This is a genomic window from Pseudonocardia sp. ICBG1034, from assembly GCF_020131375.1.
Taxonomy (GTDB): Bacteria; Actinomycetota; Actinomycetes; order Mycobacteriales; family Pseudonocardiaceae; genus Pseudonocardia; species Pseudonocardia alni.
In genome coordinates this window covers 1,524,226-1,542,417 of sequence record NZ_JAHLEK010000015.1, presented here as the reverse complement: position 1 = coordinate 1,542,417, position 18,192 = coordinate 1,524,226, and the positions used below count along the sequence as shown (strand labels likewise).

Below are 18,192 nucleotides of genomic sequence, written 5' to 3'. Positions count from 1 at the left end.
CTAGTGGTTCATGTGCACATTGAGCTTCCCCGCTCGCTCGGAGAGCGAAGATCATGGCCAAAGGGTCGTGTAAAGAGTCTCCGTGGTGGCACTGAGAAGTACCCCGACGAGCTGCATGAGCGCGCCGTCCGCCTATATCGGGAGGTCCACACCAAGCCGGCGATGCGGCGGCTGGCCGAACAGCTGGGCGTGCACCACGAAGCCCTGCAAAGCTGAATAGGCCGAGGCCGACCGAGGCGAGCGCCACGACCGCCCGACGACCGCCGAGCCCGAGGAACTGCGCCAGCTGCGCAAGGAGAAGACCGAACTGCGCCGGGTCAACGAGATCCGGAGGGAGGAGGGCGTGCTCTGGGTTGCCGCGGTCCGCGACGTCTTCTCCAGCCGCATCGTCGGGTGAGGCTGCTCGGACCGCTGCGACACCGACCTCATCCTCGGCGCGCTCGAGTAGGCGGCTTGGACCGGCAACATCGCCAGCGAACAATACTCCGACACTCCGACCGCGGCTCGAGTTCATATCTGCGCGATTCAGGCAGCAACTCAGAGGTCACGGATTTCTCGCACTCATGGGCTCGGTAGGCGATTCCTACAGTAACGCGCTCATGGAGAACTCAATCTCTACGCTCACGACCGAGATCGCGTCCTATGCCGCATCATCGACGAACCGCGGAGCGAGCCGTTCCATCTGTTCGAGCACGAGCACGATCGCATCAGGTTGTTGGTCCGGTGGATACTTGTGCTTCACGAGTAGGCGTTTCACCGAAGACCGCAGCTTGGCCCGGACATCGTCGCGCACGGTCCAGTCCGTCCGCACGTCTCGCTGCATGATCCCGACGAGGTCGCGGGCGATCTGGGCGAGGACATCGTCACTTTGCTCCAAGCGCGCGGACTCGTTGTCGGCGACGGCGTCGTAGAACGCAAGCTGGTCGTCGTCCAGCGGGGGGTCGAAGGTCGCGCCGCGCTCCTTCTCCTCGCGCACCTCCTTCGCCAGCTCGACCAGCTCGGCGATGACCTGTGCAGAAGTGAGCTGCTGGTTCGTGTACTGATTCATCAACTTCCGTACGCGCTCAGAGAACGCCCGCTCCCGGATGACGTTGCTGCGGGTCGCGCGGCCGGACTCAGTGAGCACGAGCTTGCGGAGCGCTTCGATCGCGAGCTGCGGGTTCGACGCGTCCTGAACCTTCTTGATGTATGCCGGGGTCAGGTCGCTCAGCTCCGGCTTCGGCATTCCGGCGGCCTCATAGATGTCGATGACCTCGCCGGTCTCCGTGCTCGCCGTGAGCAAGGCGGCGAGCAGACTGAGCTCTGCGAGCGATCGGGGGTGGCCGTCGGCGTGGATCACGACAGAAGCGACGAGCCCTGGGGTCATCAGCTCCGGCGCTGGCGTGACGAGGTGCAGCGCTGGTCGCAGCAGGACCTCGTGGACCACGTGGTGCGGTTGGCGTTCACGACGAACGAGGAGCGCGGCACCAAGCTCGACGTCCGGCTCGTCGGCCGCTGGGAGACCGGCTCCGTGCAGCGGCCCCAGGCCGTGTACCGACGACTGCTCGACCAGCTCGGCGCCCCCGTCCAGTCGGCCCGGCGCGTGCCCGCCGTCACCAGGCCGGTCGCGGATATGCCGGGTGGATGCCCTGCTCCTGCCGAGCCCGTCTCCGTAGCGTCGACGCCGTCCGATCGGGACTCCGACGCCTGGGACGGTGACAGTTCAGTGCCGCAACGTGACTTCCTGCGAGCCAGCGGCTCGCTCGCGCTCTCCGGCCTCCTCGGGAGCGTGCTCGGCGACACCGACTCGAACGCCGCGACGATCGACGTCGCCACCGACCTGTCGGACCGGCTCACCAGCCTGCGGCGCCTCGACGACACCCTCGGCGGCGCCGACACCTATCGCCTGTACAACGCCGAGGCCGAACTCTCCGCGCGCATCCTCCAGGGCGGCACCGCCCGCGACGTCGTGCAGCGCGCCCTCCTGTCCGTGCACGCCGAGCAGTCGCAGCAGGCCGGATGGGCCGCGTTCGACGCCGGATGGCACGACCTGGCCCGCGAGCACTTCCGCCGCAGCCACGCCGCCGCCCTCGAGTCCGGCGACCCCGGCCTGGCCGGGAACGCCCTCGCCTTCTACGCCTACCAGCTCATCGCGCTCGGCAAGCCCGCACGGACGATCTCGGAGAAGTCGGTCCAGGCCGCCGGCCAGGACGGCGTCGACCCCGGCGTCCGCGCCCTGCTCTACTCCCGAGCCGCCTGGACCTTCGCCCTCGACGGCGACGCCGACACCACCGCCCGCTGCCTCGGCCTCGCCGAGGATGCCCACGCCGTCGCGGGGGCTCGCACCCCGGACTACGCCGCGTGGATCGACGCTGACGAGCTGGCCATCATGACCGGCCGCTGCTGGTCCGAACTCCGCCGGCCGCTGCGCGCCGTCCCCGTCCTGGAGAGCGCGCTCGGCCGCTACAGCGACGCGCACGCCCGTGACAAGGCGCTCTACTCCTCGTGGCTGGCGCAGAGCTACGCCGACGCCGGAGAGGTCGAACAGGCCGCCGAGACGATCACGGCCAGCCTGCGGGTGATGGGGAACGTCGCCTCGGTGCGACCGCGCCAGCGGCTCGCCGAGGTCGCCGGGCGGCTCGGGCAGCACCACGGCGACGTCCCCGCCGTGCGGGAGCTACTTCGCGGTGACGCGCTCCACCCACTCGACGTACGCCGCTGACGCCCGCGCGATCGGCACCGCCGTAACCTCGGGGTTCTGCCACTCGTGGTGCTCGATGAGGTGCGCCTCCAGCTCGTCGTAGCGGGCGGCGGTGGTCTTGAACGAGACCACCCACTCCTCACTCTCGCCGAACTCACCGGCATGCCAGAAGACGGAGGCGACCGGGCCGCTGATTTGCCCACCAGCAGCGAGCCCAACCGAGATCGCCAGTCTGGCCATCCTGATCGCAGCGTCACGACTCGGTGCCGCCGTGGAAACAGAGAGAATGTTGCCCATCCGTACAGCTTAGGGCGACGATGTACACGACCCTGAACGAGAGGGCAGCACGGGGAGCCCAAGTTTGACCAGTAACGTTGCTGCAGTCATCCGCGAGTCTGTTCGAGACACCCCCTTCTAGACGCGGAGACATCCTCAACGATGAGCAACTCGAGAGCAACTGGCCAGCGACGGAGCTGGAGACGCGTACGATCGATCCTATTGGCAGCACTGGCCACTACTCTCGCCCTCGGCAGCACAAGCTCCACCGCCTGGGCCGACCCACCATCCTCGGCCGACGGCGATGTCCCTCTCACACGTATAACAGGCGAATTTTCGCGCCCCAGCGTTACCGGACACATTTTCCTCAGTAAGACGTACTACATTCCAATGAAGCCGGAGAGTCTCACGCTCACCGGCGATGCCAATTCAACCGCCCCTTTTATAGTGGACGATGAGATTACGATCAGGATTACCAACCTAAAGTCAGGAAGCAGTCATTCATGGCATCACGACTTTAGCAATTAGTGCAGCAACGGACCGCTGGCGCCGCTTAGTGTGAACGAAATACCAGACCTTACTCGGTATCTAGCATCAGACGGAGGAGGTAGCACAATCCAGATAGAACTTAGAGATCGATGCGGAACAAGTCAGGGCAGCAGCAGGATTTTTCTCGCAGGCGCTCGGCCGACACAAACAGCAGGAGATCGAGACGACCGCGCAGAGGATCTTTACACCCCAGGAAAGAAGAATGATCCAGGTATCGACTACTCGGACTGCGGCGCTTTTCTTCCTTCCCGCGCCGGGATCGAGTTCGCCGGGCCCCTCCTAATTGACGGCGAAGTGCGAGCGAATGCACGAATAAACACCGCCGGACTATGCGGAGGAGGCGTGCAAATTTTGTCGGTAGCCGAGTGCAACTCTTGTACGTACCGCGAAGTAGCACGAAGCACCTTCGGTCCTTTACCGATGACCGGCTGGCTAAAGACCGACGTGCTCCGATCGAGCCTCCGACAGGGTGAGAACTACTACCGCATCGAGGTTGATCTGCGAGCACCGTCTGTCGGCGGCGGAAACGGCAAGCCTCCAAGTCTGGATCAACAGCAACGCTACGCAACGTCACCCGGGGTTCGTCTTCTCGGATAACGTCCGCCCGAGGTGTGAATCGGCGATACCTCGCTCCGGGTGTGCGGTGCGCGGGCCCCAGGGCGATGCCGGGCCGTGGCCTGCGGCTCGGTGGAGTTTACACAACTCTTCTACATGCAACTAGACGCTCACCGTCAATCCGAACACCCATGGACTCGCCCCCAGACTGGACGGCCGGCTAAGCAAGAATGCAGCTCGGCGCGCCTTCTCCGGTGTCGAACAAGACGCTCCCCCAGCAACACGATTCTGTTCGAGCGCCCGTCGGTCGAAATGAGTCCGCTTCGCATTCCCGATCGAGGCTATACATCGTCACTCTCATCAAGTCTGCAATCCGCGCAACCCAAGGAGGTGTGCCGAAGCCCGACGGGGCTCGCTAGCGAATCGCTGATTCTTTGGGAGCCCGAGTGCATCCTACTGGCCGCGAAGTGTCACCATCCAGTATACGTTCGTCGGCGGCCCGTCGACGGGGTCCTGAAATATCCGCCACCTCTAGCTCGATCAACGTCTGCGGTCAGCACAGCAGTTTAGCGCCGCCGCGGTGAGCACCGGGCGGCCTCCAACGGAGACCACCGTGCCGCGATCCCTGAGGAGCCGGATAGTCCGACGTGCCGTAGACAACGAGACGCCTGCCTCTCTGGCGATCTGCACCGCTGATGGGAGCAGATCGCCTACCGCAAGTTCGCCCGCCCCGACCTTCGCGATGATCGCGTCGGCCAGCTGCTCGTACGGATACTCCGACACCCGAACAGCACGACGCCCCTCATCAACCCGCGTGGGCCGCTCCGGCATCCGCGCCCCCAGCCCGGCCGCCGCCCGCTGGTCCGCTTCCGACACCCACGCTGTGTAGGTCTTCAGCGTCGTGGTCCCGCCGTCCCCGTGTCCGAGCCGCCCCGCGACCGTCCGCGGGTCGACCCCGCCCACGATCAGCTCCGTCGCCGAGTAGTGCCGCAGCTTGTGGAACGTCGTCACGATCCCGAGCTTCTTCGCCATCCGGTCGTAGCGCTGGGTCACGCTGTCCGGCGTCGGGAACGTGGCGCCGTCGGCCGCGGTGCTGAACACGAACGCGTCCGGCGCCAGCTCGATCCCGAGCATCCCGGCGCGGTTCACCGCCCGGGCGCGCAGATCCGTGAGCACCGCGACCGTCTCGGCGTCGAGCGCGATCCGGCGCTGCTGGTGGGTCTTGAGGTCGCCCTCGGCCCAGCCGTCGTCGCTCTTGCGGATCCCGCTCTGCAACCAGAGCGTCTCGCGGCCCTCCTCGAAGTTGAGCCACGTCCAGCGGACGGCGCACAGCTCGCCCCGGCGGGCGCCGGTCGTCATCGCCGTCCAGATCAGGGCGCCCCAGTCCGGGTCGTCCCACGCCTTGTTGAGGAGCTGCGCGGCCTGCTCGGCGCTCGGCGGCCGCGGGTTCGACTTCGGGGCCGGCGGCGGCTCGGCCTGGGCGAGCGGGTTCACCGCCACCCAGCGCCAGCGCACGGCGCGCTTGTAGGCGCCGGAGAGGATGAAGTGGATGTGCCGGATCGTCGTCGCCGAGAGCGGCTTGCAGCGGTGCGGGCCGCACCGGTCGTCGCACTCGTGATCCCGGCGGGTCCGATGGTCGACGAGCCCGGACCCGGAGCAGTGGATCCGGCAGCGGCGCAGCTCGGCGTAGAAGGAGTCCAGGATCTCGGGGTCCAGGCGGCCGATGTTGATCCGCCCGAGCAACGGGGAGATGTGGTTCTTCACGTGTCCGCGGTACATCTGCAGGGTGTTCGGCGCCCCGGCGAACTGGTCGAGGTGGCGCCGCACCAGCTCGTCGACCGTGGCGTTGGTCCGCGGGTTGCGGCGCTGCTCGACCTGGGCGAGCAGCCGGGCCCGCACGGCCTCGGCCTCGCGCTGCGCCTTCTTCCCCGGCTGGACCAGCTCGGTGAGGTAGTGCCGGCGTCCGGACACCGGGTCGATCCCGGCGTAGACCCGGACGCGGATGGTGCCGCTCGGAAGCGTGGTGATGCTGCCGCGGGCGCGAGCCGTGCTCGCGGGCTGTCGACCTGCCATGCAGTCAACGCTAGGACCGACTCGCACCACGTTTGATGCACGAAGTCTGTCTCAAGATCAGAGCTGATCAGCGTTTTCGCTGGTCAGATGGTGGAGCGGGCGACGGGAATCGAACCCGCGTAGCCAGTTTGGAAGACTGGGGCTCTACCATTGAGCTACGCCCGCATGCCCCGATCTCGTCGATCAGGACCTCCGCAGCGTATCCCACTCCGACCCCGTGAACACCCCCGCCCCCGGGTGCGTACACAACGAGGACAGGGACGTTCAGGAGGTTCGCAGACACCGATGAAAGCGCCCCACCGCAGGCTGCGCTCCGTCGACGCGCGCCCCGCCGAACCCGGGCTCGACTCCGAGCCGGGGCTCCGCGCCGCGTACACCGCGCACGGAGCCGAACTCTACCGCTATGCCCTGCGCCAGCTCGGCGACGACGGCGCGGCCCAGGAGTCGGTGCAGGAGGTCTTCCTGCGCGCCTGGCGTCGCGCCGACTCCTATGATCCGTCGGTCGCGAGCCTGCGGGTGTGGCTGTTCGCCATCGCGCGCAACGTGGTCATCGACGAGATCCGCCGGGTGAGCGTGCGACCCTGGCGTCGTCAGCTCACCGACGAGCCCGAGACCGGGAACGACTCCATCGGCCCCGCCGACGACGCCCTCGTCGACGGCTGGCTGGTCGAGGAGGCGTTGCGGCGGCTCCGTCCGGAGCACCGGCAGGCGATCGTCGAGGCCTACCTGCGGGGGCGTCCACACGCCGAGATCGCCGCGGAGGCGGGGGTGCCCGTGGGGACGATCCGCAGCCGGGTCTTCTACGGGTTGAAGGCGTTGCGACTGGCGATGGACGAGATGGGGGTGGAACCGTGACTCCGGACGAGCACCGGGCGATGCGGGAGTCGTTGGGTGACCACGCGATGGGCCGGCTGGAGGGCGACGAGCTGGCGACCCTCGAGGCCCATCTGCAGGGCTGCCCGGCGTGCCGCGAGGAGCTGGCCGAGGTCGCGAGTGTGCTGCCCGCACTGGGCCGGGTCGCCCCCGACCGGCTCGACCACACACCCGCTCCCCCACCGGACCTGGGCGACCGGATCGTGGCGGCGGCGCGGGCCGAGCGCACGGCGTCGGCCGCGGCCCGGGCACGGAACCGGTGGGCCCCGGTCGCGGCGGCGGCCGCGGCCGCGCTGCTCGTCGGTGGCGTCGCCGGGTACCTGGTCGGCGACCACGACGGGATCCCCCGCGAGCCGGTCACGGTCCAGGCGATGGATCCCGCGGTGCAGGCCACGGCGGTCGCGATCCCGCACACCTGGGGCGTGGAGATCGTGCTGGACGGCGACGGGTTCCGCTCCGGTGCGACCTACCGCGTCGTCGTCGAGGCCGAGGACGGGCGTGAGGTGAGCGCGGGCGAGTTCATCGGCACGGGCACCGCCCCGATGGTCTGCAACCTCAACTCCTCGGTGCTGCGGGCCGACGCGGAGGAGTTCCGGGTCGTCGACGGCGCCGGGTCCACGGTGCTGCGCGGCAGCCTGGCTACCTGACGCGGCGGGCGGCGTTGGCGACCAGCCCGAGCAGGAACAGGGTGCTGACCAGCGCCGTCCCGCCCGCCGACACCAGCGGCAGCTGCTGACCGGTCACCGGGAGCAGTCCGACGACGTAGCCGACGTTCATCACGGCCTGCACGACCACCCAGGTCGCGGTCGCCGCCGTCACCAGCCGCAGGAACGTGTCCCGGGTGCGGGCGGCGACGCGCAGCCCGACCCAGGCGAGCAGCAGGTACAGCGCCAGCACGGCGAGCCCGCCGACCAGCCCGAGCTCCTCACCGATGACGGCGAAGATGAAGTCGTTCGCGGCGTTGGGCAGGTAGTCCCACTTCGCGCGCCCCTGGCCGAGGCCGGTGCCGAACAGGCCGCCGTCGGCGAGGGACAGCAGCGCCTGGCGGGACTGGTAGCCGGCGCCGAGCTCGTCGCCGGCGCCCAGGAAGGTGCTGATCCGGTCGCGGCGGTAGTCCGCGGTGAGCCCCAGGACGGCGACGCCGAGCAGCGCCCCGCCGGACAGGCCCGCGAGCAACACCAGCGGCGCACCGGCGAAGAACAGCAGCGACAGCACGATCACGCCGAGCGCGACGGTCGTGCTGAGCGCGGGCTGCAGCATGAGCAGCGCCCCGGCCAGCAGCGCGACCGGGACCAGCGGGAGGACGGCGTAGCGGCCGTGGCGCACGGCGCGACCGCGCAGCGCGAGCACGTGCGCACCCCACAGCAGCAGCACGACCTTGGCCGCCTCGCCCGGCTGCACCGTGAATCCGGCGACCGAGATCCACCGGCGGGCACCGCCGCGGACCTCGCCGATCCCCGGGACCAGCACGAGCACCAGCGCGGCGAGACAGCCGAACAGCAGCCACGGCGTCCACCGGCGCAGCCGGACCGGTGACACCCACATCCCGAGCGCGAACGCGCCGACCCCGAGCAGCAGGAAGATCAGGTGACGGACGAAGACGGTGAGCACCATCCCGTCGGCGACGGTCCGCCCGCCCGCCGACGCCGACAGCACCATCACGACGCCGACCGCCAGCAGCGTGCCGGTCGCTCCGAGCAGCAGGTGCAGGGGTGGGACGCGGCGCAGCCGGGCGAGCCGCGACGCCCGGGGGCGTCCGGCGGCGGCGCCCGTCGGGCGCGGGTCGCGCTGTCGCGGCACCGTCACCCGATCAGTGTCGTCCCGGACCGGGCGTCGGGGGCGGAACCGGACGTCTCGGCGCGTCGGGCAACGGTCACAGCGCCCGGGCGTGCACGACCATGTTGTCGAGGTAGCTGAGCGCCCCCCGGTCGAAGTCGCCCGCACAGGTGACCAGGCGCAGCTGGTCCGGTGACGCACCGCCGAACACGGCGAAGGTCGGGAACGCGTCCTTGGGCATCTGCTCGGTCCGCTCGACGGCGTACCGGTCGACGGAGCCGTCCTCGCGGCCGACCTCGATCACGTCGCCCGGGACGAGGTCCCGCAGGTCGATGAACACCGCGGGCCCGTCACGCGAGTCGACGTGCCCGAGCAGGACGGTCGGGGCGGGCGCGGTGCCGCGGTCGAACCAGCCGACGCGGTCGTAGTCCTGCGGGACCTCGGCGGTGCCGTCGGCGGCGATGCCGAGCCGCAGCAGCTCCGCCTCGTCCACCCCGATCGCCGGGATGCGCAGCGAGACGGGCACACCGGCCGAGGCCGGAACCGCGGCGGGCGGCGCGCCCGCGGACGGTGCCGCGGGCGCGGGAACGGCGGGAGCGGCGGGGGCGGCGGCGGGCGGTGCCGCGCACCCCACGAGCAGGAACACCAGCGCGACGACGCCCGGGAGCAGCAGGGCTCCCGGGCGCCGGTCACGCGTGTGGTCAGCTCTGCGCACGGCCCCGGCGGGCCATCAGCACGCCCGCTCCGGCCGCGGCGGCCAGACCGGCGGCGCCGACCGCGTAGAGCGCGGTCGAGTCGGAGGAGGAGCCACCGGCGCCGGTCTCGACGCCGCCCATCGGGACGGCGGCGAGCTGGCCGCGCACCGTGCCGGCCGCGAAGTCGGCGGTGTGGGTGTCACCGGTGAAGCCGGTCGGGTTCGCCTCGATCTGCTTCAGCGAGAAGCCGGTCGCGGTGTCCTGGCCGTTGTCGCCCTCGAGCCCGGTGGTGAACGGGCCCTGCATGCAGCCGGAGGAGGTGCGGACGTCGCCGTCACCCTCGGGGTTCGGGAACGCCAGGCGCGGCGGGCCGGGCTGGCCGACGGCGGCCTCGTGGATGTGCGTCGCGGTCTTGGCCGGGCTCTGGTACTCGCCGGTCACCCCGCGCAGGGTGATGTCGTAGCAGATGATCTCGTCGTCGGAGTTGATCCGGAAGTTGAACTCACCGGTCGCGCCGGCCTCGCCGGGGACGGACTGTCCGTCGTTGTTGATGATGGTGTCCGGCGTGGCGCTCACGGTGTACATGCTGGTGAACGTGGAGGGCTCGGGGACCTCGGTCTCCTGGGCGAACGCGATGCCCGCGGTCGCGGCGAAGCCGAGGGCGGTGACGGCGGTGACGGCGGCGAGACGGGGCAGGGTGCGACGCATCCCGGTGTCCTTTCTGACGGGTTCATCCTTGGTTGCCCGTCTCTACGACCGCCGGGTCGGCCGCGTTCACGACTCACCCGATCGGGTGCAGGAGCACGTCCCTGACCATGCGTTCCCAGGCCGCGACGACTCCGGTCGACGGCAGTCCGAACTGGCCGAACAGGGCCAGGCAGCGACCGTCCGCGGCGGTCAGGAGCACCGTCGTCATCGGACCGTGCGGGCCGTGGGTGCGGACCGGGCGGACCGCGTCGACCTCGGCGGGGGCGAACGCGAACTGCACCGGTCCGGACACGACGCCGACGACGTCGCCGGTCTCGACGTGGTCGACCGACCCCGTCCCGATCTGGAGGCAGCCGCCGTTCGGCACCGCCAGCCCGGCCGGGACGCCGTGCTCGCAGAGCAGGCACAGCAGGTCCACGGCCCGGGCGACATCGCAGGGCGGCGTGGCCGGGACGAGCCCGTCGGGTACGCGGCCACCGCCGTCGGTGAGCGCGTCGAGCAGGCCGAGGTGGTCGAGCTCGTCGGGGGCACCGGGCGCCGGGGCGGCGGGCGGGTCGTCGGCGCGCGGGGCGAGCCGGAGCACCTCGGTGACCAGCGGCGCGTCGGGTGACAGCAGGTGCGCGCGGTGCACGGCCGCGCCGTCGCCGTCGAACAGCCACAGGGCGGCGGGCTCGCGACGCCCGTCGTCGGCGCGGGTCGCGACGACCGAGGCGACCGCGGGGCGGGACAGGCGCAGGGTCACCGCGTCGGGCCGGACCGGGAACGCCTCGCCGGTGAAGCTCGGCTCGGCGTAGGTGCCGAGCTCGCTGATCAGGGCGTTGCCGTTCGCGGTGGTCGCGACGACCTCGTCGAGGAGCGGCAGGTGCCGCGCCAGCGTGCCGGCGTCGAGGTCGAGCCGGTCGCCGACGAGGTGGGAGAGCAGGACGTCGAGATCGGTGTGGGGCAGGGTCACGGGACACGCTCCGGGTCAGTAGACGTCACGCAGGTACCGCTTCCCGCGCTTGAGTTCGGCGACGAACTCGGCCGCGCCGTCCCCGCCCCCGGTGTGGGCGGCGAGGATCTCGTGCAGCGCGGCGTCGACGTCGCGGGCCATCCGGCTCGCGTCGCCGCACACGTAGAGGTGGGCGCCCCCGGCCAGCCACGCGTGCAGCCGGGCCCCGTGCTCGCGCATCCGGTCCTGGACGTAGACCTTCTCCGCCTGGTCCCGGGAGAACGCCAGGTCGAGGTGGGTGAGCAGACCGTCGGAGGCCCAGCCGAGCAGCTCGGACCGGTAGAGGAAGTCGTGGTCGGAGCGGCGGTCGCCGAACAGCAGCCAGTTCCGGCCACGCGCCCCGCGGGCGGCGCGCTCCTGCAGGAACGCGCGGAACGGGGCCACACCCGTCCCCGGCCCGATCATGATCATGTCGACGTCGTCGGCGGGCGGCCGGAACCCGGTGTTCGGCTGCAGCGAGACGACGGCGGTGTCCCCCACCGCGAGCCGGTCCGCGAGGTGGGTGGAGCAGACCCCGCCGACCGCGCGATCGGCGCACCGGTAGCGGACCGCGGCGACGGTCAGGTGCACCCGGTCCGGGAACAGCAACGGGCTCGACGAGATCGAGTACGCCCGGTGCTGGAGCGGGCGCAGCAGCCCGACGAGCTCCTCCGGGTCGAGCCGCAGCTGCGCGGCGTGCAGCAGCCCGAGCAGGTCCCGGTCCCACAGGCAGGCCGCCCGGTCGTCGCGCAGGGCGGCGCGCAGCCCGGCGTCGGCGGCACGCTCGGCGAGCACGTCGAGCAGGTCGCGCGACGGGGTGACGATCTCGCATGCGCTGGTCAGGAGCTCGCGCAGCGGACGGTCGCCGACGGGGGCGTCGCCGTCGTGGCCGAGGTGCGCCAGGAACGCCTCGACGAGCGCGGGGTCGTTGGCGGGCACGACGGCGAGCGAGTCGCCCGCGGCGTAGGTCAGGCCGGTGCCGGTGAGGTCGAACTCGTGGTGGTGGATCTCCTTGTCCGAGGCGGGACCGGACAGCCGCACCCGGTGCGCGAGCACCGCGGGCACCGGGGCCGGGCGTTCGCGGCGGCGGACCGGCTCCGGCCCGGGTGCGGGCTCCGGCGCGACGGTCGCGGCCGGAGCGGCGGCCAGCACGGCGACGATCTCGGGGAACCACTGCGCGGAGGCGTCCTCCCACATCACGTCGCAGTCGCGGCGCTCCAGGATCCGGGTCGCCCCCAGCTCGGCGAGGCGGGTGTCGAGCAGCCGCCCGGCCGCGCAGAAGTCCTCGTAGGACTCGTCGCCCAGCGCGCACACCGCGAACGACGTCGCGTCCAGGCGCGGCGCGTCGTCGGCGGTGATCATCTTACGGAAGAGGTCGGCGTTGTCGGGCATCTCGCCGTCGCCGTAGGTGGAGCAGACGACGACCACCCTGCTCATGGCGGCGAGGGCGTCGGCGCCGACGGCGTCGAGCTCGTGCAGCTCCCACGGCACCCCCGCCTCGGTGAGGCGCTCGGTGAGCAGGTCGGCGACGTACTCGGCGTTGCCGGTCTCGGTGCCGTACAGCACGTGCACCGGGGTCATCCCGGTCTCCTTCCGGACGGGCGCGGCGGCAGCGCTGCGGGCGCCCGCCAGGTAGCCGGACAGCCAGATCCGCTGCTCGGCGGTGAACGGCGCGTCCGGCGAGATCGCCAGGCTGCTCAGCTCGGTCGGGGGCGGCGGCGCGGTCACGGGGCGCCCACCAGGTCCGGTGCGGCGCGGGCCGCGAACAGCTCCTCGACGCCCGGGATGCGGCCGAGCCGCGCGGTGTTGGCGGCGTCCTGGGCGAGGATCCAGCCGTAGGTGCCGGGGCTGTCGGTGCCGTACACGTCGCGCAGCGCGAGGGAGCGCTTGAGGTCGCCGACGCGCTTGTCGGAGACCAGGACGGCGAGCTCGTCGTCGGTGTAGCCGGCCAGGGCGTCGCGGGCGTAGCGGACCAGCCGGGTGCGGACGGCGTGGTCCTCGGTGAGCAGCAGCGTGCGGGCGTCGACGCCGCGGCGGGCGGCGACCTCCTCGGCGACGGTCTGCACGGTCAGGCCGTTGAGCAGGACGAACATCTCCTCCCCGGCGTCGCCGTCGGGTACCGCCCCGGACGCGACGGGGACGCCGTCGCGCTGGGCGAGCTTGTGTCGGCGCAGCTGGTGCGCGGCGAGGGCGGCGGCGAGCTCGTCGACGAGCTCGCGGCGGCTGCGGGCGGCGAGGATCTCCCCGGCGTCCTGGTAGAGCCGCAGCGCCCGCGGGGTCGCCACGAGCAGGTGCGCGCGTTCGCGGTCCCAGTGCTCGAGCAGCCGGACGGCGAGCGGCGAGCCGGTGGCCTCGGCGTGCCACTCCAGCAGCAGCCGGACGGCGGTCACGTGGAACCCCGAGACCGGTGCGACGTCGACCGAGTCGGTCGAGAACCCGACCGTCCCGGCCGGGTCGTACTGGTAGAGGAACCCGCCGGACATGCCGTTGCCGAGGCCGGACCCGGCGGCGCCGAGGTTCAGCACGGCCCCGCCGGTCATGTACTCGCAGCCGAAGTCGCCGAGCCCCTCGACGACGGCGCTCGCACCGGAGTTCCGCACCGCGAACCGGTCCCCCGCCTCCCCGTGGACGAACAGCCGGCCACCGGTGGCCCCGAACAGCGCGAAGTTGCCGACGAGCACGTTGCTTCCGGGCCGGTCGTCGTGCACGGCGCCGGGTGAGCGGATCGCGATGGTGCCGCCGCAGGCGGACTTGCCGACGCCGTCGTTGGCGGTGCCGGTGTGGGCGAGCCACATCCCGTCGTTGCAGAACAGACCGAACGACTGCCCCGCCGCGCCGCGGGTGCGGATCCGCAGCCACCGCTGCGGCAGGAAGCGGCGGCCACGGTCGTCGACGAGTGCCGGCCCCGGGACGTGCTCGTGGTTCAGCATCCGCTCGACGTCGACGGCGAGGCGCCCGCCCACCGAGCGGTGCCGGTTGCCCAGCGCTCCCCCGTCGATGTCCACTCCGGGTTCACCGCGGGTCAGGGCGGCGCGGACGGTCGCCGACCAGCGCTCGTCGTGGTCGTGGTCGGCGCCGACCCGCACCGGGTCGGCGACCTGCGGGGTCGTCACCCGGTGCAGCAGGCGGCGCAGGTCCAGGCGCCCGACCAGCGACGGGTGCCGCGCCAGGTGCAGCAGGTCGGCGCGGCCGCGGGCCTCGCGCAGGCTCCGCAGCCCGAGCGAGGCGAGGATCTCGCGGACCTCGTGGGCGACGCCGAGCAGGTACTGGGCCAGCGCGCGGGGGTCGCCGTCGAACGCGTCGGCGTCGGTGGTGATCCCGGCCGGGCACTTCACGTTGCAGTTCTTCGCCATGACGCAGCGCAGCATCATCAGCGCGGTCGTCCCGAACTCGAAGCCGTCGGCGCCGAGCAGCGCGGAGACGACGACGTCGCCGCCGGTCTGGTGCGCCCCGGAGCACCGCAGCTCGACGGCGTCGCGCAGGCCGTGCGCGGACAGCGCCTGGTGCACCTCGGCGACGCCCAGCTCGGCGGAGCGCCCGGCGAACTTCAGGCTGGTGACGTTCGCGGCGCCGGTGCCGCCGGTGTTGCCGGCGACGTTGATGACGTGCGCGCCGGCCTTCGCGACGCCGACGGCGATCGTCCCGATCCCCTCCGAGGACACCAGCTTGACCACCACCCTCACCCGCGCGGCGGTGGCGTCGTGGATGAGCTGGGCGAGGTCCTCGATGGAGTAGGTGTCGTGGTGCGGCGGCGGGGACACCAGCTCGACGCCGGGCGTCGCACCGCGGGCGGCGGCGATGTCGACGGTCACCTTGGCGCCGGGCAGCTGGCCGCCCTCGCCGGGCTTGGCGCCCTGCGCGATCTTGATCTCGACCTGTTCCAGCATCGGGTCGGCGAGGTAGCCCGCCCACACGCCGAAGCGGCCGGAGGCGAACTGCTTGATCCGGGAGCCACGGATGGTGCCGAACCGGCTGCGGGACTCGCCGCCCTCGCCGCAGTTGGACAGCCCGCCGACCATGTTGGTGCCGTGCGCGACGGCCTCGTGCGCCCCGGCGACGAGCGCGCCGTGGCTCATCGCACCCGAGGCCAGGGTGCGGGTGATCCCCGAGGCGGGCTGCACGTCGTCGAGAGCGACCGGGTCGGGGGCGGTGACCAGCAGGTCCAGCCAGTCCTCCGCCGTCCCGGCCGCGACCACCCGCAGGGTCCCGTGGTCCAGGCGTGCGACGGACGCGCCGAACCGCTCGGCCAGCCAGGACGCCAGCGGGGCGGCGTCGCCGTCGACGTGCAGCAGGTCGCCGTCGCGACGGAGGCCACGTACGGCGATGCACGCGTTGCCCGCCGGGTCGATCCGGTCGAGGACCTCGGCGGGGCGGCCGTCGCGCAGGTCCGGCGGTCCCACCAGCACGTCGCGCAGCGCGGACGGGCGTCGCGCACGCTCGGCGGTGAGGGACCGGACGAGCTCGCGGTAGCCGGGCGTGGGGGTGGACGCGTCGATCTCGGCGGCGGTGAGCGCACCCAGTCCGGTGTGGACGTAGGCGTCGTCGTGCAGGCCGAGGGAGTCGGTGAGCGCGGCGAGTGGGAGCAGCCGCAGCTCACGGTCGGCCGGGCCTGCGGTGAGGCCGGTCCGCTCGTCGACGAGGCCGGTGAACGCGGTGACGGCGGCGGCGCCGTAGGAGTGCCCGGCGCCGTCGGAGCGTTCCTTGAACAGGCCGAGCTGCGGGAGGTCCTCGGGGCCGGTGACGGTCAGCGCGTGGGCGTGCCAGGCGCGCACCGAGCGCTCGATGTCGGCGAACCCGGCGCCGCCGACCGGGGCATCGACCTCGGGGAGCCAGCGGGCGAGCACCGGGTCGCGGGTGTCGAGGTAGGCGGCCTCGAAGAACTCGCCGCCGACGTAGCTCTCCATCGTGCACAGCCCGATCCGGGCCATGGTCTTGAGCAGGGACTTCTCCGCGGCGGCACGGAAGCGGGCGAACGCCGCGCCGGGGTCGCCGGGATGCTGCTGCGCGGCACGCAGGTGCGCGGTGTGCGGGTGCACCGCCGAGCCCCCGAACCCGAGCACGACGGCGAGGTGGTGCGCCGAGCACACCTGCCCGGTGGCGACGACCAGCGACACCGCGGGACGCAGACCGGCCGCGATCAGCGCACGGTTCACCGCGGCGACGGCGAGTACCGCGGGGACCGCGGCCCGGTCGCGGGCGACGGCGCGGTCGTCGAGGACGGCGATGCCACCGCCGTCGCGGGCGAAGGCGACGACCTCGGCGCACAGTCCCTCGACCGCGGCCTCCAGCGTGCCGGGCTCGTGCAGCAGCGCGAACCGGCCGACCGGGACGACGTGCTGGGCGCCGATGCGGGCGAGGCCGTCGGCGTCGAGGACGGGCGAGCCGAGGACGATGCGGTGGAACGGGCCGTCGTGCACCGGGCGGGCGCCGAGCGCGACGCGCAGGGTCATGCCGTCGGCCTCGCGGATCGGGTCCAGCGGCGGGTTGGTGACCTGGGCGAAGCGCTGGGAGAAGAAGTGCGCGACGCCGCCCTCGCGGTCGCTGAGGGCGTTGATCGCGTTGCCGTAGCCCATGGCGGAGACGCGTTCGGTCCCCGTGTCGAGCATCGGGTCGAGCAGGACGCGGAACGCCTCGGCGTCCAGGCCGTAGGCGACGTAGCGCTGGTGGACGGTGAGGTCACCGCTCCCGGCGGGCCCGGGGACCTCGGCACCGGCCTCGTCGGGGGCGGGCGGCAGCGCGGCCGCCGGGGTGCGGGCCCCGGCCAGGAGGGCCTCGTGGTCGGCGCGGGCGGCGAGCAGCTCCAGGGTCTGCGCGGTGTCGTAGCTGCGACGCTCGCGGGTGCTCCACCACAGCATCCCGCCGGCCTCGATGCGGCCGCGGCGCAGCACGTCGTCGTCGGGGAAGGCCCACTGGCCCGCCTCCGACGAGACGGTCAGGTAGTCGGCGGTCTCGCAGGTCCGCAGTGGACGCAGGCCGAGCCGGTCGAGGCGGGCGCCGACGACCTCGCCGTCGGAGAAGACGAGCGCGGCCGGGCCGTCGTTGATCTCCTCGACCAGCGACCGGTACTCCAGCATCGCGCGCACCGGCGCGGACAGCGTGCGGTCGTTCTCCCAGGCCGGGGGCATCGCGGCGACGACGGCCGCGACGAGGTCGAGGCCGTCGCCCGCCACGCGCGCGTGCAGGGTCTGGTCGAACCGCGCGCTGTCGGACTGCCCGGGCGGGCGCACGATCCGGCGGCCCCGGGCGCGGGCGAGGGCCTCGTCGGCGATCCGGTTCTTGCGGTCGGTGTTGAGCTCGCCGTTGTGCGCGAGGAGCCGGAAGGGCTGCGCCATCGACGGGTGCGGGTCGGTGTTGGTCGAGAAGCGGGTGTGGAAGTAGAGGCTGCGCACCCGGTGGTCCGGATCGGTCAGGTCGGCGAAGTACGGCACGACCTCCCACGAGTTCAGCCGTCCCTTGAGGACCTGGGTGCGGGTGGACAGGCTGAGCGGGTGGAGACCGGCGACGGCGTCATCGGTGTAGGCGACGGACTCGATGTCGAGCAGTGCGCCGTGCGCCAGGCGCTCCGGGTCCGCGACGTCCGGCACCTCGACGATCCACTGCCGCACCGGCAGCTGCTGTGCCACGGCCGCCGGGCGCAGCACCGACGGGTCGACCGGCACGTCGCGGACGGCCAGGACGGTGCAGCCGTGCGCGGTCAGGGTGAGTGTGACCAGCGCTGCGGCCGCCGCGGCGCGTCCGGGGTCGGCGGGGAGGAAGACGTTGGCGACGGCGAACCGCCCCGGCGTCAGCTCGCGGCCGGCGAGCCGGGAGAAGAACGGCACCGACAGGTCCACCGAGACGCCGCCGCCGTCACCGACACCCTCGGCGGACATCCCGCCGCGGTGCGGCACCGAGCAGAGGGCACGATGGGCGAGGGTGAGCACGTCGTGGGTCTGCACCCCGTCCTTGCGGACGATCAGCCCGACGCCGCAGCTCGCGTGCTCGGCGGCGGGGTCGTGCAGTCCGGACGGTGCCACGTGGCGCTCCTCCTTCACTAA

Annotated in this window: 11 protein-coding genes, 1 tRNA gene and 1 pseudogene; 3 read left to right on the top strand and 10 right to left on the bottom strand. The window is 72.1% G+C overall.

What is annotated here, in order from left to right:
- Nucleotides 1–640: 640 nt before the first annotated feature.
- Complete coding sequence (locus KPF22_RS08755) at nt 641–1,339, bottom strand: DUF3387 domain-containing protein (protein WP_224401679.1); 699 nt, start codon at nt 1,337–1,339, stop codon at nt 641–643.
- Here KPF22_RS08755 and KPF22_RS08750 point away from each other — a divergent pair.
- Entirely contained in the window at nt 1,331–2,701 is a 1,371-nt protein-coding gene (locus KPF22_RS08750; protein WP_224401678.1) for a hypothetical protein, read from the top strand. The genes KPF22_RS08755 and KPF22_RS08750 overlap by 9 nt on opposite strands.
- Here the strand turns inward: KPF22_RS08750 and cutA are convergent.
- The 3 genes from cutA to KPF22_RS08735 form a co-directional block, all read right to left on the bottom strand.
- Nucleotides 2,657–2,977, bottom strand: a complete 321-nt coding sequence (cutA, locus tag KPF22_RS08745) for a divalent-cation tolerance protein CutA (protein ID WP_224401677.1) — start codon at nt 2,975–2,977, stop codon at nt 2,657–2,659. The genes KPF22_RS08750 and cutA overlap by 45 nt on opposite strands.
- A 1,623-nt stretch (nt 2,978–4,600) precedes the next feature.
- Nucleotides 4,601–6,133 carry a tyrosine-type recombinase/integrase gene (locus KPF22_RS08740; protein WP_224401676.1) on the bottom strand — a complete coding sequence of 511 codons (1,533 nt, stop codon included), beginning with the start codon at nt 6,131–6,133 and terminating at the stop codon, nt 4,601–4,603.
- Between the two features lie 91 nt (nt 6,134–6,224).
- Nucleotides 6,225–6,298, bottom strand: a tRNA-Gly gene (locus KPF22_RS08735).
- 120 nt (nt 6,299–6,418) lie between these two features.
- On the opposite strand from KPF22_RS08735, the gene KPF22_RS08730 reads away from it, so the two are divergent.
- Both KPF22_RS08730 and KPF22_RS08725 read left to right on the top strand, forming a co-directional pair.
- The gene (locus KPF22_RS08730) at nt 6,419–6,988 is read left to right on the top strand and encodes a sigma-70 family RNA polymerase sigma factor (protein WP_208824968.1); all 570 of its coding nucleotides are present in this window, start codon (nt 6,419–6,421) and stop codon (nt 6,986–6,988) included.
- Nucleotides 6,985–7,653, top strand: coding sequence for an anti-sigma factor (locus KPF22_RS08725; RefSeq protein ID WP_224401675.1), 669 nt, complete (start codon nt 6,985–6,987; stop codon nt 7,651–7,653). Before KPF22_RS08730 ends, KPF22_RS08725 begins: the two co-directional genes overlap by 4 nt.
- On the opposite strand, the gene KPF22_RS08720 is transcribed toward KPF22_RS08725, so the two are convergent.
- From KPF22_RS08720 to KPF22_RS08695, 6 genes and pseudogenes are all read right to left on the bottom strand, one after another.
- Nucleotides 7,646–8,812: an FtsW/RodA/SpoVE family cell cycle protein gene (locus tag KPF22_RS08720; protein WP_224401674.1), complete on the bottom strand. Its 1,167-nt coding sequence runs from the start codon at nt 8,810–8,812 to the stop codon at nt 7,646–7,648. The genes KPF22_RS08725 and KPF22_RS08720 overlap by 8 nt on opposite strands.
- A gap of 67 nt (nt 8,813–8,879) precedes the next feature.
- Nucleotides 8,880–9,497, bottom strand: a complete 618-nt coding sequence (locus KPF22_RS08715) for a sortase domain-bontaining protein (RefSeq protein ID WP_208824961.1) — start codon at nt 9,495–9,497, stop codon at nt 8,880–8,882.
- A 193-nt stretch (nt 9,498–9,690) separates the two neighbouring features.
- Nucleotides 9,691–10,062, bottom strand: a pseudogene (locus tag KPF22_RS33580) (CHRD domain-containing protein); the annotation flags it as partial.
- Between the two features lie 196 nt (nt 10,063–10,258).
- A complete protein-coding gene (locus KPF22_RS08705; protein ID WP_208824957.1) occupies nt 10,259–11,137 on the bottom strand; it encodes a hypothetical protein in 879 nt (292 codons plus the stop codon).
- A 15-nt stretch (nt 11,138–11,152) separates the two neighbouring features.
- Nucleotides 11,153–12,883, bottom strand: a complete 1,731-nt coding sequence (locus tag KPF22_RS08700) for a sulfite reductase flavoprotein subunit alpha (RefSeq protein WP_224401673.1) — start codon at nt 12,881–12,883, stop codon at nt 11,153–11,155.
- Complete coding sequence (locus KPF22_RS08695; RefSeq protein WP_224401672.1) at nt 12,880–18,171, bottom strand: glutamate synthase-related protein; 5,292 nt, start codon at nt 18,169–18,171, stop codon at nt 12,880–12,882. Before KPF22_RS08695 ends, KPF22_RS08700 begins: the two co-directional genes overlap by 4 nt.
- Nucleotides 18,172–18,192: the final 21 nt, after the last annotated feature.

Coding starts and splice junctions, on each gene's coding strand:
- cutA (WP_224401677.1), bottom strand. CDS start 2,977: ATGGGCAACATTCTCTCTGTTTCCACGGCGGCACCGAGTCGTGACGCT.
- KPF22_RS08740 (WP_224401676.1), bottom strand. CDS start 6,133: ATGGCAGGTCGACAGCCCGCGAGCACGGCTCGCGCCCGCGGCAGCATC.
- KPF22_RS08730 (WP_208824968.1), top strand. CDS start 6,419: ATGAAAGCGCCCCACCGCAGGCTGCGCTCCGTCGACGCGCGCCCCGCC.